At 69.8% G+C, this 13,706-nt stretch carries 12 protein-coding genes and 1 pseudogene; 9 read left to right on the forward strand and 4 right to left on the reverse strand.

All coding sequences use genetic code 11. The annotated features are described in order from the left end of the window. Nucleotides 1–64: 64 nt before the first annotated feature. Complete coding sequence (locus KBY47_RS14535; protein WP_210921507.1) at nt 65–1,222, forward strand: XdhC/CoxI family protein; 1,158 nt, start codon at nt 65–67, stop codon at nt 1,220–1,222. Next, complete coding sequence (locus KBY47_RS14540) at nt 1,219–3,471, forward strand: xanthine dehydrogenase family protein molybdopterin-binding subunit (protein ID WP_210921508.1); 2,253 nt, start codon at nt 1,219–1,221, stop codon at nt 3,469–3,471. Before KBY47_RS14535 ends, KBY47_RS14540 begins: the two co-directional genes overlap by 4 nt. A 389-nt stretch (nt 3,472–3,860) precedes the next feature. Here the strand turns inward: KBY47_RS14540 and KBY47_RS14545 are convergent, their stop codons facing one another. The 3 genes from KBY47_RS14545 to KBY47_RS14555 all read right to left on the reverse strand — a co-directional run bounded on the left by KBY47_RS14545 (nt 3,861) and on the right by KBY47_RS14555 (nt 6,654). Then, entirely contained in the window at nt 3,861–4,253 is a 393-nt protein-coding gene (locus tag KBY47_RS14545) for an ester cyclase (protein ID WP_210921509.1), read from the reverse strand. 166 nt (nt 4,254–4,419) lie between these two features. Beyond that, a complete protein-coding gene (locus KBY47_RS14550) occupies nt 4,420–5,298 on the reverse strand; it encodes a cyclase family protein (protein ID WP_210921510.1) in 879 nt (292 codons plus the stop codon). A gap of 411 nt (nt 5,299–5,709) precedes the next feature. Then, nucleotides 5,710–6,654, reverse strand: coding sequence for an SDR family oxidoreductase (locus KBY47_RS14555; protein ID WP_210921511.1), 945 nt, complete (start codon nt 6,652–6,654; stop codon nt 5,710–5,712). A gap of 235 nt (nt 6,655–6,889) precedes the next feature. Between KBY47_RS14555 and KBY47_RS14560 the strand changes: the two are divergent. Continuing rightward, a pseudogene (locus KBY47_RS14560) lies at nt 6,890–7,091 on the forward strand (transposase); the annotation flags it as partial. A 329-nt stretch (nt 7,092–7,420) separates the two neighbouring features. Here KBY47_RS14560 and KBY47_RS14565 read toward each other — a convergent pair. Further along, nucleotides 7,421–8,950 (reverse strand): UDP-N-acetylglucosamine 1-carboxyvinyltransferase, encoded by a 1,530-nt coding sequence (locus tag KBY47_RS14565; protein ID WP_210921512.1) that lies wholly within the window; start codon nt 8,948–8,950, stop codon nt 7,421–7,423. 464 nt (nt 8,951–9,414) lie between these two features. On the opposite strand from KBY47_RS14565, the gene KBY47_RS14570 reads away from it, so the two are divergent. The 6 genes from KBY47_RS14570 (at nt 9,415) to KBY47_RS14595 (ending at nt 13,643) form a co-directional block, all read left to right on the forward strand. Beyond that, a complete protein-coding gene (locus KBY47_RS14570; protein ID WP_210921513.1) occupies nt 9,415–10,125 on the forward strand; it encodes an AAA family ATPase in 711 nt (236 codons plus the stop codon). A gap of 124 nt (nt 10,126–10,249) precedes the next feature. Beyond that, entirely contained in the window at nt 10,250–10,861 is a 612-nt protein-coding gene (locus KBY47_RS14575) for a flavodoxin family protein (protein WP_210921514.1), read from the forward strand. Between the two features lie 6 nt (nt 10,862–10,867). Continuing rightward, nucleotides 10,868–11,314 carry a nuclear transport factor 2 family protein gene (locus KBY47_RS14580; protein ID WP_210921515.1) on the forward strand — a complete coding sequence of 149 codons (447 nt, stop codon included), beginning with the start codon at nt 10,868–10,870 and terminating at the stop codon, nt 11,312–11,314. Nucleotides 11,315–11,351: 37 nt separating this feature from the next. Beyond that, complete coding sequence (locus KBY47_RS14585) at nt 11,352–12,356, forward strand: AvrD family protein (protein ID WP_210921516.1); 1,005 nt, start codon at nt 11,352–11,354, stop codon at nt 12,354–12,356. Beyond that, entirely contained in the window at nt 12,356–13,369 is a 1,014-nt protein-coding gene (locus KBY47_RS14590) for a beta-ketoacyl-ACP synthase III (protein WP_210921517.1), read from the forward strand. The genes KBY47_RS14585 and KBY47_RS14590 overlap by 1 nt, the downstream gene beginning before the upstream one ends. 25 nt (nt 13,370–13,394) lie before the next feature. Next, on the forward strand, nt 13,395–13,643 hold the full coding sequence (locus KBY47_RS14595) for an acyl carrier protein (protein WP_210921518.1): 249 nt from the start codon (nt 13,395–13,397) through the stop codon (nt 13,641–13,643). Nucleotides 13,644–13,706: the final 63 nt, after the last annotated feature.

Consider the following 13,706-nt stretch of genomic DNA (forward strand, 5'->3'; position numbering starts at 1 on the left):
GGCCGACGTGGCCCCGCCCGGCCTGACACCGTCGGGGCAGGCGGTTCCCGGTCTGGCGGCGGCCATGCTTGAGATCGCCGCCGACCTGGTCGAACGTGTCCGCTGTGAGACCCCGTTCGTGGCCGCCACCGTCACCAGCGTGGCCGGCAGCGCTCCGCGGCAGCCCGGCTCGACCCTGGTCGTGAACGCGGACGGCACTGTGCTGGGCAACGTGTCGGGCGGGTGCGTCGACGCCGCGGTCCACGACGCGTGTCGGGAGATGCTGGCCGGGGACCACCAACCCCGGGCCCTGCGGTTCGGATACAGCGACGCCGACGCGCTCGACGTGGGTCTGACCTGCGGTGGCACCATCGAGCTGCTCCTGCGCCACCACGACCCCACCACCGAACCATGGCTCGAACCGGCTCTGGCCGATGCCGCGAGCGGCCGGGCGGTGGCCGTGGCCACGATCGTGCGCGGCCCGCGGACCCACCTCGGCCGGACGATCGCCGTGCGGCCCGGGCGACCTGTCGCGGGAACGCTCGGGGACGAACTGCTCGACCAGGTCGCCGAGGCACAGACCACCGGCGCCCTGCACGCCGGGCGGACCGGCACGCTCGAGCTCGGGGTGGCCGACAGCTACTGCCGGGAGCCCATGACCCTGCTGGTGGAGACCCGCTCCCCACCGCCCCGGATGCTGGTCTTCGGCGCCATCGACCACGCCGCCGCGCTGGCCCGGCTCGGCTCCTTCCTCGGTTACCGGGTGACTGTCTGCGACGCCAGGGCCACGTTCGCCACCCCGGAACGGTTCCCGGACGCGGAGGTCGTCGTTGAATGGCCGCACCGATATCTCGGGTCCCAGGCCGAGGCCGGGCTGCTCGACCAGCGCACCGTCGTGTGCGTGCTCACCCACGACCCCAAGTTCGACCTCCCGCTCCTGACCGCAGCGCTGCGCATGCCGGTTGCGTATGTGGGGGCCATGGGGTCCCGCCGCACCCACGAGGAGCGTCTTACGCGGCTGCGCGAGGCCGGTCTCACCGGCCACGAACTCGACCGGTTGCGTTCGCCGATCGGGCTCGACCTCGGCGCTCGCACCCCCCAGGAGACCGCGCTGTCGATCGCGGCCGAGATCGTCGCCCACCGGCACGGCGGCACCGGGGCCGCCCTGCGCACCGGCGTGCCCATCCACCGCCCCGGCGTCCCGCTGGCGGGCGCCGTTCCCAGCAGTCAGGAGTCAGGATGACCGTCTCTCCAGTCGGGCGTGAAGTCGCCCGCGTGGACGGCCGATTGAAGGTCACCGGAGCCGCACGCTACTCCGGCGACTACTCGGCCACCAACATGTCCCACGCCCACGTCGTCACCAGCACGGTCGCGAAGGGCACGATCCGCTCCATCGACACCGTCGCCGCGCTGGCCGCTCCCGGAGTCCTGCGCGTGTACGTCGCGGGCGACAGACGCCTGAGGCTGTACCCGCTCGCACCCGAGTTCAGTTTCTTCGGCGAGAACTACATCCCCTTGCAGGACACGACCGTTCGTTACCACGGCCAGATCATCGCCGTGGTCGTTGCCGAGAGTGTCGAGCAGGCGCGCGACGCCGCGGCGCTGATCACCGTCACCTACGACGCGCAGCCACCGCGTGCCTCCCTCGCGGACGGACCCCGTGAACCGTCCGGCCCCGCGTCCAGCGGGGAGCCGAGCAGCGTCACGATCCTCGCCCCCGGCGTCGAGTCGATTGACGAGGCGCTCGCCGCCAGCGAGGTCGTAGTGGAGGCCGAGTTCGAGCAGCCGGTCCAGCACCACGTCGCGATGGAACCCCACACCGTCCTCGCCGAGTGGGACGGCGACCGGGTGACCGTCCACGCCGGCGCGCAGATGCCGACGCCGTTCACGATCCTGCTGGCCCAGCGGCTCGGCGTCCTCCCACAGCAGGTCCGGCTGATCGGGAGGTACGTCGGCGGCGGTTTCGGGGCCCGGGTCATCGTGTGGAGCGAGGCCCCGCTCGCCGCTGCGGCGGCCCGGGAGCTTGGCCGTCCCGTCAAGCTCGCCCTCACCAGGGAGCAGATGTTCACCCTGGTCGGCCACCGCCCGCACCTCACCCAGACGGTCAGGCTCGGTGCCTCTCGCAACGGAGTCCTCAAGGCCATCAGCCACGAGAGCGTCGCCGAGAGGCCGGCCGCTGGTGGCTGGAACATGATCCCGGGCCACTCCACCTCGGACACGCTCTACAACACGCCCAACCTGCGCATCAACCCGCAGCAGGTCATCCTCGACATGCCGAGCAGCTGGGCGATGCGGGCGCCCAACGAGGCCCCCGGGGCGTTCGCCCTGGAGACCGCGATGGACGAGCTGGCCGTCGCCACCGGTGTCGACCCCGTCGAGTTGCGACTGCGCAACTACGCCACCGTCAGCCCCTCCACGGGCCGGCCGTGGTCGAGCAAGCACCTCGACGAGTGCTACCGCGACGGCGCACGACGCTTCGGCTGGTCGGCCCGCAGCGCCATGCCCCGCTCGCGCGTCGACGGGGAGTGGCTGTTCGGCACCGGAATGTCCAGCGCGGCGTACCCGGCGGCCCGCCAGGCCGCGAGCGTCAGGATCCGGCTGTTCGACGATGACACCGCGGTGGTGTCGACCGGGACCTCGGACCTGGGCACGGGCGCGTGGACGATGGTGGCGGTCACCGGCGCCGACGCCCTGGGGCTCCCGCTTGAGCGAGTGACCCCAGAGATCGGTGACTCGGCGCTGCCCCCGGGCGCACCCGCCGTGGGCTCCGGCGCCACGCACAGCACCGTCCCGGCGGTCGTGGCGGCCGCCCGCGACACGATCGACGCGCTCAAGCAGCTCGCGGTGACCCATTCCGGCTCACCGTGGCACGGGGCGAATGCCGCGGACCTACGCTACGAGCAGGGCCGACTGCACGGGAACGATCGCTCGATGACCTTTGGCGAGCTGCTCAAGGCCCTTGGGTCGCGGAGCGTGGACGCCACCGCCTCCGAGCCCGTCGGCGATCCCTCCGGGTACACGTTCCACACCTTCGGCGCCCACTTCTGCGAGGTGCGGGTCAACCGGTTCACCCGCGAGATCCGCGTCACCCGGTTCACCACCGTCGTGGATGCCGGGCGCACCATCAACGCCCGGGCCGCCCGGAGCCAGATCGTCGGCGGTGTCATCTTCGGCATCTCGGGCGCCCTGCTGGAGGAGAACCACCTCGAACGCGACACGGGGCGGCTGGCCGCCAGCACGCTCGCCGACTACCTGGTTCCCGTGAACGCCGACATCCCCGACATCGACGTGCACCTCCTCGACCGGCCCGACCCGCACCTCACCGGGCCGCTCGGCGAGGACGGCGGGGAGGTCGGGACCCGAAGCCTCGGCGCCCGCGGCCTCGGGGAAGTCGGCACCGTAGGCTCGGCCGCCGCCGTCGGCAACGCCGTCTTCAACGCCACCGGCATCCGGATACGCAAGCTCCCCATCACCCTCGACAAACTGCTGTAGCGGTGTGGCCGGTGGCCGTCGACGGGAGCGCTCCCCTGGGTTCCGTCGACCTGCGTGCGGCCCGGAGGCGACCACGTCGGACGACTGGCCGGGGTGGCGGGCGGCGCCCGGACGCCTCCTGGCCGGTCCGCTTGCGGACGGCGCCGGCAGTCGGCACGGCGCCGGACCCGCGATTCGTCGGCACGCCCGTCGAGCGGTGCGCGATCGAGCCGGATTTGTCCTTCTCGGGGAGGTCCGCTAGGAGGGCGCCCGGGCCCGGAGCCAGGCGTTGCACACGCTGTCCAAGATCGCGGATCGGCCGCCACCGACCGACGCCGGCCACTCCCGCCTGGCCTTCAACGGCTGCTGCTACGGAGCGGGACCGCCGTCTTCTTCATGGCGGTCCTGTCTCACGAAGCCAGCTGCCGACGCAAGGCCTCCGCGTCGTGCACGTTCGTCATGTGCACGAACCGGCCGTCACGGACGTGGTAGACGGCGAACTCAACGATGACGAAGGAAGCTCCGGAGGGCGCCACACCCAGCCACTCCTTGGCGGGCGTGCCGGTATTCAGCAGGCGCGCGGCCAGGTGGTCGCCATCTACGGAAAGCTCCTGAATCTCCCAGTGCAGGTCCGGGACAGTGTTTCCAAGATCGGTCAGCGCCGAGACGATCAGATCAGCCGTAACCGTGTCGCCGAAGTACGTGAGGTCGTCGCTGAGGAACTCACGAACGCCGGCGAAGTCGTGAGCATTGAGGGTCTCGATGTAGCGCGTGTAGAAGGCGCGCAGGTCAGTGTCTGACATGGTTCCTCGCTTGGTGGTGATCCAGCACCTTGCTGGGCGCACCAGCCTCACCCGGCCCGATGCCGCGGTTCGCGGCGCGTGCTGGCTGGTAGCGGCGCGTGCTGGCTGGTAGTGGAAGGGCGTGAGCCTCTTTACCCAGGGAGGCCGGGCGCTGATGATCGTTCGGTCAGAACATCGCGACGGGGTTGACTGGTACGCCGGTCAGGCCGTGGATGCGGGGCGGGGCGACGGTGAGCAGGAAGCTGTAGCGGTTCAGCCGCGCGCACAGCGCCGCGAGGTCATCCAATTGGGGCACGTCGATCAGAGGCATCGCCATCCGGCCGAGCGCTACCGCGTGCAGCGGGGAGGGCTCGGCCGGGTTCAGGGGAGGATGAGCGTCACCCGTGTCCGGGGCGACGATGGCAACGCCTCGGCGGTGCATCCACCGCACCGCGTCCATGCTGATTCCCGGGCTCGGTGTGTCGTGAGGCGCGCGTCCCGTCCAGCCGAGTCGGACTACCAGTGCGTCCCCGGAGCTCACCCGGGTTCCCTGCCGCTTCTCGGCCTGTTCGAAGTCATCCGACGTCACCGCGTAGGCGGGCGGAAGGGGTCCTTCGACTGCCAGATCGAGCAGGACCCCACGTGTCACTACCCCGGCGGCGAAAGCTGCCGTCGATGCGTGCGTAATCCCGACGGGGGTGACGACCTGCTCCCTCGGTCGGCCCGGATAGACCTGGCCGTCGGTCGACCAGTGTGCGAGCGCGTCGAGGTGCGTCGACTTCCAGTGGTGGTTGTAGACCACCGACAGATCGGCTGCCACGGGTCCACCGGTGTGGGACACCATCTGCTGCACCGGCGATGCGTCGACCGTCTCGGGCGAGAACGGGCTGAAGAACATCGCGCTCGGGGTGATCGGCTGTGCCAACGACACCCACTGGCCGGTCCGCGCCTCCGCGGCGGCCCTGGCGCGGACCTCGTCGGTAATCAGGTTGAGCGTGCCGAGTTCGTCGTCCGCTCCCCATCGGCCCCAATTGTCTGGCAGGTCCGTCTCGCTGGTATCGGCCATGTCGGTGGCTCCTTTCGTCATGATGTGCTCGGACTGCAATGGCCGCGGCAACGGCAACGGCAATGGCGGATGGTTGACTTCTGCGCCGTCATCCTTGCTCCGGGCTCGGCTGGCAGCTGGTGGCGTACCGGTCTCACGTGATCAGCCGCTCGCCGACGGGGCAGCGGCGCAGTTCGGTTCGCTCGATCGACGGCGGCACGTACGCCTGGTCGAGAGGTCCGACGCCGGTTCCGGGCGGGACGATCCGGTGAGCCCTGCCTGGTTGACCCCCGCGTTCAGTGCTTCGTGGATGACCCGGACCGACTCGTCCGGGTCGTCGCCCATGTGAAGGGAAGAGCGGCGGACAGCCACCGGGAGGGTTCTGGTCGCTGCGCTCACACGCCGACGAGGGTGACGGGGTCCCGGTCCCTCTCAGACGGCACCGATAGTCGTCTTCGTCAGCTGCTCGGAGACTTCCCAGACGCGTGCGGCTTCGTCCGTGCTGCGCAGTCGCGAGTAGAGCTTCTGCTCGGCGGGAGGCCCCCCGAGGCGTCCAGGCCATTGTGGACCGTAGAGACCGCCGGGCTTGGCGTTGGGGTCCGTGGCGGCCATGAGTGCGGGCAGCTTTGCCGTTTCGACCGTCCCGACCAGGATGCCCTTCCCGGACAGGAGGCGGATCATCCTTCGGCCTGACACCTCCTTGTCGCGGCCCAGTTCGGGGCGCGCCGCGAGCAGGTTCGTCGGAGCGAGTCCCGGTTGTGAGAGGTTGCTGGTGATACCCCATCCGCCCGCGTGGCTGCGTCGGTCGAGCTCCAGACCGAACAGACCGAATGCGATCTTCGACTGGCTGTAGGCGCGAGGCCCGACGTAGCTGCGTTCCCAGTTCAGGTCGTCCCAGTTGATGGAGCCCTGATTGGCGGCGATGCTCACTTGCGAGGTAACGCGCGCGCGGCCGGCCCGCAGCAGCGGCATCAAATGCGCAACGAGGGCAAAGTGACCCAGGTGGTTCGTGCCGAACTGCAGCTCGAACCCGTCGGCTGTGGTCTGTCGGTCCGGTGGGGTCATGACGCCCGCGTTGTTGATCAGGAGGTGAATGGGTCGCCCCTCTTCGCGCAACGAGTCACCGAGTGCAGCAACGGACGTGAGCGACGACAGGTCGAGGTTTCGTAGTGAGACCTTCGCGGCGGGAACGGAATCCCGGATCGCATTGATCGCGGTCTCCCCCTTGCGCAGGTTGCGTACGGGCATGATCACTTCTGCACCTGCCTGCGCGAGGCGTGCGGCTATCCGCAGACCCATGCCGTCGCTGGCGCCGGTTACGACGGCGAGTTTTCCCGACAGGTCGGGGATGGTGATGTCGATGGGTGTGCGTGACATGGGTTCACTCCTAGAGGTCAGGTCGTCGGCTCAACTGTCGCGGAAGTGGACGGCGTTATTCAGGGCCTGACGATCCACCCCTTAGGGGCATCTGATCTATGTCGTTGGTAGTCAGGGATGTTGTTGTGACTGCCGGTGCTGGCGGTCGTTGGGCGGGGTGTGAGTGCTCGTCGTGCGTACCGCAGTGGCGGCTCGGGTGTACGACTTGCGGGAGATCGTCAACGCGATCGAACCGTTGCCGAAACGGTGGGTGATCGAGCGGACCTTCGGCTGGCTGATGCGGCACCGCCGCCTGGCACGGGACTGCGAAGCCCTCCCGGAGCGCTCCCAGGCGAATGATCCACTGGGCGACGGCCGACAAAACGTCCCGCGAACTCACAGGAGAATCCACACCGACGTGGCGAATCGAAACGGATTTGACCGCCGCTATGGCATGAATACAGATCAGGTGCCCTCTTACGGTCTCCCGATGACGGGACGCGAGCGGAAGGCGATCAACCGAAACTATTTCAACTCGTGCGTGCGGAAGCCCGCTCTGGCCACGGCGGGCCGTGATCGCCCCGCTGGACGAGGGCAGTTCCGACGGCGCTCTGACGAATCGATCGTCTCCCTGGCAGCTGGATGGGGCACTCCGACCCCGGGTTCACGCTGCGGAAGTACTTCCACTTCCGAAGCTCGCCGCAGGCCCAAGGTCCCAGAGATGCCGCCGCACCCCTCCCTGACCCGCTAAGTAGCAAGTCAGGCGGGATGCGGCGGCATCGTCACATCAAATGTCCCGGAAGATCTCGATCTGCGCCCCGATCGAGTTCAGCCGCTCCGCCAGGTCCTCGTACCCCCGGTTGATGACGTACACGTTGCGGAGGACCGACGTACCCTCCGCCGCCATCATCGCCAGCAGGACGACGACCGCGGGGCGCAGGGCCGGGGGGCACATCATTTCGGCGGCGCGCCAGCGCGTGGGGCCCTCCACCAGGACGCGGTGGGGGTCGAGGAGTTGGAGGCGGCCGCCGAGGCGGTTGAGGTCGGTCAGGTAGATGGCGCGGTTGTCGTAGACCCAGTCGTGGATGAGGGTCTTGCCCTGGGCGACCGCCGCGATGGCCGCGAAGAAGGGGACGTTGTCGATGTTCAGGCCGGGGAACGGCATCGGGTGGATCTTGTCGATCGGCGCCTCCAGCTTGGAGGGGCGGACCGTGAGGTCGACCAGGCGGGTGCGGCCGTTGTCGGCGACGTACTCGGGGGTGCGGTCGTGGTCGAGGCCCATCTCCTCCAGGACCGCCAGCTCGATCTCCAGGAACTCGATGGGGACGCGGCGGACCGTCAGTTCGGACTCGGTGACGACCGCCGCGGCGACCAGGCTCATCGCCTCGACCGGGTCCTCGGAGGGGGAGTAGTCCACGTCCACGTCGATGTTCGGGATACCGTGGACGGTGAGCGTGGTCGTACCGATGCCCTCGACCCGCACGCCCAGCGCCTCCAGGAAGAAGCACAGGTCCTGGACCATGTAGTTGGAGGAGGCGTTGCGGATGACGGTGACGCCGTCGTGCCGGGCGGCGGCCAGCAGCGCGTTCTCCGTCACCGTGTCGCCGCGCTCGGTCAGCACGATCGGGCGGTCCGGGCGGACGGTGCGGTCGACGACCGCGTGGTACTGGCCCTCCGTCGCGGCGATGTCGAGGCCGAACCGCCGCAGCGCGATCATGTGCGGCTCGATGGTGCGGGTGCCGAGGTCGCAGCCACCGGCGTAGGGCAGCTTGAAGCGGTCCATGCGGTGCAGCAGCGGGCCCAGGAACATGATGATCGAGCGGGTGCGCACCGCCGCGTCGGCGTCGATGGAGTCCAGGTCGAACTCGGCCGGGGGGATCAGCTCCAGGTCGACGCCCTCGTTGATCCAGCGGGTGCGGACGCCGATGGAGCCGAGCACCTCCAGCAGGCGGTACACCTCCTCGATGCGCGCCACCCGGCGCAGCACCGTGCGCCCCCGGTTGAGCAGTGAGGCGCACAGCAGCGCCACGCACGCGTTCTTGCTCGTCTTGACGTCGATGGCGCCGGAGAGGCGACGGCCGCCGACGACCCGCAGATGCATCGGGCCCGCGTAGCCCAGAGAGACGATCTCACTGTCGAGGGCCTCACCGATGCGGGCGATCATCTCAAGGCTGATGTTCTGGTTGCCGCGCTCGATGCGGTTCACCGCGCTCTGGCTGGTTCCGAGCGCCTCCGCGAGTTGGGACTGCGTCCAGCCCCGGTGTTGCCGGGCGTCACGGATGAGCCTGCCGATGCGTACGAGGTAGTCGTCTGCCATGAGGTCGAGGTTATCTCAGATATGAGATGGCGCCTGTCGAGGGGGCCGTTCGGGTGACGTGCTGTCAGCGTCACCTGGGCTTTCCCGTCCCGCGGGTACCCCGGCTCGGCGGGTGCTGTCGCCCGGATGCCAACTTCCCTGTGTCCAGCGGTAGTTGATGTGACCCGCGTCACGCCTGGCGGCTCTTGGCGTGAAGTTGTCGTCCGTGTCACGCTGTCTGAACGCTCCCCCTGCCCGAAAACAGTCGTATGGCAGTGAATGGGAGCGACTGCCTTTTTCGGCCCGTTTCGTGGAAGCCGAAGCCGAGTTCGCAACCCCCGGTGCTCGAACTGGAGAACGATCGGGTCCGCGGCCGGGCCCCCTTCCGGTGCCCGGCGCGGCAGGCAGTCACCCCTCCTCGCGATCTTCGCCCCGCGCGGCGGCGCCCCGCGCCCGGCAGGGCGCTGTCCGGAACTGGAGAACCCATGAAGATAGCCGTGTCCGGAACCTACTCATCAGGCAAGACCTCGACAGTGATGGCGCTGTCGCACTACACCGGCGTACCGCGTTCGCTCGCCCGTACGATCCGGGAGATCATGCCGGAGGCCCTGCCGGGCGTGAAGCTCGCGGACGTGACGCCCGCGCAGTTCCTCCAGCTCACCATGCGCCGCCACACCGGCCGCGCGGTCCAGGAGGCCCTGCTCGGGGACCACTTCATCTCCGACGGGTCCTCCCTCCAGGAATGGCTCTACGGCGCCGCCCGCCTCCGTTACGGCATGAACCCCAACGCCACCGCCGGCGGCGGCAACGGCCTGGCGAGGACCACGCCGGAGGAGATGGTCTTCTTCGGCAAGGTCGTCGAACAGTACGGACAGGCCTTCAAGCAGCACGTCAAGGCCACTTACGACGCCTACGTCCATCTGCGCCACGAACTGCCGATCGCCGCGGACGGCCACCGTCCGATGAACGACGAGTTCCGCACCACCATCGACGGGATGCTGCTCGCCACGCTGGACGAGCTGGAGATCCCCTACCACGTGGTCGGCGGCACCGTGGCGGAGCGGCTGGAGGCCATCGTCGAGATCTTCGGCCTCACGCCCGTCATGAGCACGGCCGAGGCCATCGAGCGGGCCCGGCAGGAGTACGGCCGCCAGGACTTCCGCATGGAGCACGAGCGGGTCCCGGCCGGTGCGTGAAGCCTCACGTGTCTGAAGCCCCGCATGTCTCAAGCCTCATATGCCTGAAGCCTCACATGCCTGAAGTCTTCTGAAATCGCCGCAAGTCATCCGAAACCGCCTTCCGGTCGAAGGAGAACAGCAGATGGAAAAGCCACCCGTGATCGTCATCGCCTACCACTCGGGCAGGGGACACACGGAGGTGCTGGCGCAGTCCGTCCGGGCCGGAGCGCTGGCCGCGGGCGCCGAAGTGACCATGGTGACCGTCGACACCATGGACGACGCCAAGTGGGAGGCCCTCGACAACGCCGACGCGATCGTCTTCGGCGCCCCCACGTACATGGGATCGGCGTCGGGGAAGTTCCACACCTTCGCCGAGTCGACCAACAAGCGCTGGGCCCGGCAGGCATGGAAGGACAAGCTCGGGTCGGGGTTCACCATCGGCGCCTGCAAGGCGGGCGACAAGGACTCCACCCTCGGCTACTTCGCGACCCTGGGAGCCCAGCACGGGATGATCTGGGTCAGCCTCGGCCTGCTCCCGGGCTGGCACCTCAGCCACGAGAGCGAGAACGACCTCAACCGCCTCGGCTACTTCAACGGCGCCGCCGCCACCCTCCCCGGTGACCTGCCCCCGGACGTCATGCACAAGGCGGACATCGCCACCGCCGAACACCTCGGCGAGCGCGTCGCGCAGTTGACGGCGATCCACCTGGCGGGCCGCGCGGCCCTGGCGGCCGAGCCGTCGAGAGCGGAGTGATGTGACATGACGACAGCACAGCAGCAGACCACCGCGGCGGTCGTGGACGCGTTCTTCGAGAGGTTCGGCGCCGGGGACCTGCCCGGTCTGCTCGACCTGTTCGCCGAGCGCGTCGACTTCCGGGTGTCGGGGAGCCCGCAGGTGCCCTGGACGGGTGCCCGGTCCACCAGGCAGGAGATCTCCGAGTTCTTCGGGGTCTTCCCGAAGGTGCTGACCGCACCGCAGAGCTTCACCCTCCACGCCCGCCTCGTCGACGGGCCGCACGCGGTGGTCATGGCCGAGTCCGCCTTCGGCGTGCTGGCCACCGGCAAGACCTTCACCAACGCCTACGCACTGCACTTCTCGGTAGAGGACGGACAGATAGTCCGTTACCACATGTACGAGGACAGCTACGCCATCGCCGAAGCCTTCACCGCAGTCAGCGGCGAGCGAGCCGACCGCTCCCGCCGTTGAACGTGGCGGCGGTTCTTCGGCGGGAACAGGAGCACCTGTGCCTTCCCTGGAACTCGCGTCCATCGACGACTTCTTAGGACCACGAGACAGCAGATTCCTCGGCGAGGGGTTCAAACGCGTCGAACACTCGCTGACCGACCTCACGGCAACCCCGGGACCCGACGATGCCGGGGCCATCGAGGCCACGGCCCATGTCGCCATTCCGGGCCTCTGGTCCCGCAAGGGCGACCAGCACCAGAAACCCCATCTCAGCTCCATCGACGTGATGCTCTTCGCCGCCCGGCTCACCGGTCTGTACGCGGCGCACGCCTACGGCCTCGCCCCGGACGCCCGGTTCGAGGTGCGGTCGATCGACATGAAGGCCGGTTCCAGCCCGGACGAGGAGGGCCTGGCGAAGATGCCGGTGAGCGGCCGGCTCGTCGCCGCCGAGACGGCCGGTGAGGAGTGGTCGACCACACTGGACTGCCGGGTCGGCTCGCTGTCGGCCCGGGTGCGCGCCCGGCACAGCCCCGGCCGCCGGCCGGTCGGCGGCGAAGGGACGTACTACCTGGAGGAGGAGTTGCCCGGCCCGTGGATCGACCGGCCCTACGGCGTCCCGCACGCCGCGCGCCGCCAACTGCTCACCGATGTGCGCGTCACGGGCGACGGCGAGGACGACCGTCAGGCGTCGGCCCGGGTGGCGCTGGTCCCGGACGGGGCGGGGGTCGCCCAGGACGACGCGCCGGCCACCATGATCGACACCCTGGTCGCGGTCATGCAGCTGGGGCAGGTCATGCTCTACACGCTGGACGGCGTCGACCGCGCCGACAGCAACAACCTCTGGATGCGGCGGGCGACCCTCACGCTCGACGAAGGCACCCCGCCGCCGTACGACGGCGAGGTGACGGCCCGTCTCGAGCGGGCCCGGCGGCTGCCCACCGCGGCCGGGACCTGGCGGTCGGCCGAGGTGGTCGGCGCCCTGCACGGCGTACGGACCCGGGTCGCCGTGGCGCACCTCCTCAACGAGCCCGTGCACCACGCGGGCCGGGGAGGTGAGGGATGATGAGCGCACCCGCCGCCGTCCTCGCCGGGCTCGGCACCCACGTTCCCCGGCGGGTCGTCACCAACGAGGAACTCACCCGGAGCCTGGACACCAGCGACGAGTGGATCGTCCAGCGGACCGGCATCCGGCAGCGCCACTGGTCCGATCCCGGCGTGGCCACCAGCGACCTCGCCGTCGAGGCCGGACACCGGGCGCTGAAGTCGGCGGCGGCCGACGCGCCCGGCGAGATCGGGCTGGTGGTCGTGGCCACCAGCACCCCCGACCGGCAGGTCCCGGCGACCGCGCCGGACGTGGCGGCCCGCCTCGGCCTCGGCACGGTCGCCGCCCTGGACCTCGGGGCGGGCTGCTCGGGCTTCGTGTACGCGCTCGCCACCGCGTCCGCCGCCCTGGTGGCCGGGCACGCCGAACGCGTGCTCGTCATCGGCGCGGAGACGTTCCGCCCGTTCCTCGACCCCACCGACCGCAGTACGGCGGTGATCTTCGGCGACGGCGCCGGAGCGGTGGTGCTGCGCCGAGGCACCGCCGACGAGGCCGGTGCGGTGCTGGGTTTCGACCTGGGCTCGGACGGCACGCTCCACGATCTGGTCGTCATCCCGGGCAACGGTTCCCGGTCGCGTTCCACCGACCGCCCGCCGGAGCCCGGGGACCAGTACGTGCGGATGAACGGCAGGGAGGTCTTCCCGCACGCCGTCCGCCGGATGGCCCAGTCGTCGTCGGCCGTGCTCGACCGGGTGGGCTGGGACCTCGACCAGGTCGACCACGTGGTGGGCCACCAGGCGAACCTGCGCATCCTGCAAGCACTGGCCCGGCAGCTGGGCGTGGACCCGGCGCGCGTCGTCACCCATCTGGAGCAGGTGGGCAACACCTCGGCCGCCTCCATCCCGCTGGCCCTGGCCGACGCCGCCGCCCAGGGCCGCTTCCAGCTCGGTGACCGGCTGCTGCTGACCTCCTTCGGCGCCGGTCTGACCTGGGGCTCCGCCGCACTGACCTGGCCGGGGACCACTCCCGCATGACCACAGCTCTGCGAAAGGAAACGCCATGACAGGGCGAGTCACCCTCGACCCGGAAGCCGTGCTCGACCTCCTCAAGACGCACTTCGACGTCCCCGCCGACACGGGCGTCGACACGCGGTTCGAGAGCCTCGACCTGGACTCCCTGGTCCTGATCGAGCTGAGTGTCATCCTCGCCAAGCGGTACGGGGTGGAGGTGGCCGGAGACGAACTGGCGGCCGCCGGAACCCCCGCCGGAACGGCCGAGTTGCTGTCGGAGAAGGGCGTCACCGGCTGATCCGACCCCCAGGGCCCGGCGACCGCGGCAAGCGGTCGCCGGGCCCTTTCTTCGTGCGAGCCA

Origin of the sequence: Streptomyces sp. B93 (assembly GCF_018070565.1) — a bacterium.
Lineage (GTDB): Bacteria > Actinomycetota > Actinomycetes > Streptomycetales > Streptomycetaceae > Streptomyces.

What these genes read in the sequence shown, in the direction of transcription:
- KBY47_RS14595 (WP_210921518.1), top strand. Translation starts at nt 13,395, where the DNA reads ATGACAGGGCGAGTCACCCTCGACCCGGAAGCCGTGCTCGACCTCCTC.
- KBY47_RS14590 (WP_210921517.1), top strand. Translation starts at nt 12,356, where the DNA reads ATGAGCGCACCCGCCGCCGTCCTCGCCGGGCTCGGCACCCACGTTCCC.
- KBY47_RS14545 (WP_210921509.1), bottom strand. Translation starts at nt 4,253, where the DNA reads ATGTCAGACACTGACCTGCGCGCCTTCTACACGCGCTACATCGAGACC.
- KBY47_RS14565 (WP_210921512.1), bottom strand. Translation starts at nt 8,950, where the DNA reads ATGGCAGACGACTACCTCGTACGCATCGGCAGGCTCATCCGTGACGCC.
- KBY47_RS14550 (WP_210921510.1), bottom strand. Translation starts at nt 5,298, where the DNA reads ATGGCCGATACCAGCGAGACGGACCTGCCAGACAATTGGGGCCGATGG.
- KBY47_RS14570 (WP_210921513.1), top strand. Translation starts at nt 9,415, where the DNA reads ATGAAGATAGCCGTGTCCGGAACCTACTCATCAGGCAAGACCTCGACA.
- KBY47_RS14575 (WP_210921514.1), top strand. Translation starts at nt 10,250, where the DNA reads ATGGAAAAGCCACCCGTGATCGTCATCGCCTACCACTCGGGCAGGGGA.
- KBY47_RS14580 (WP_210921515.1), top strand. Translation starts at nt 10,868, where the DNA reads ATGACGACAGCACAGCAGCAGACCACCGCGGCGGTCGTGGACGCGTTC.
- KBY47_RS14535 (WP_210921507.1), top strand. Translation starts at nt 65, where the DNA reads ATGCTTGAGATCGCCGCCGACCTGGTCGAACGTGTCCGCTGTGAGACC.
- KBY47_RS14555 (WP_210921511.1), bottom strand. Translation starts at nt 6,654, where the DNA reads ATGTCACGCACACCCATCGACATCACCATCCCCGACCTGTCGGGAAAA.
- KBY47_RS14540 (WP_210921508.1), top strand. Translation starts at nt 1,219, where the DNA reads ATGACCGTCTCTCCAGTCGGGCGTGAAGTCGCCCGCGTGGACGGCCGA.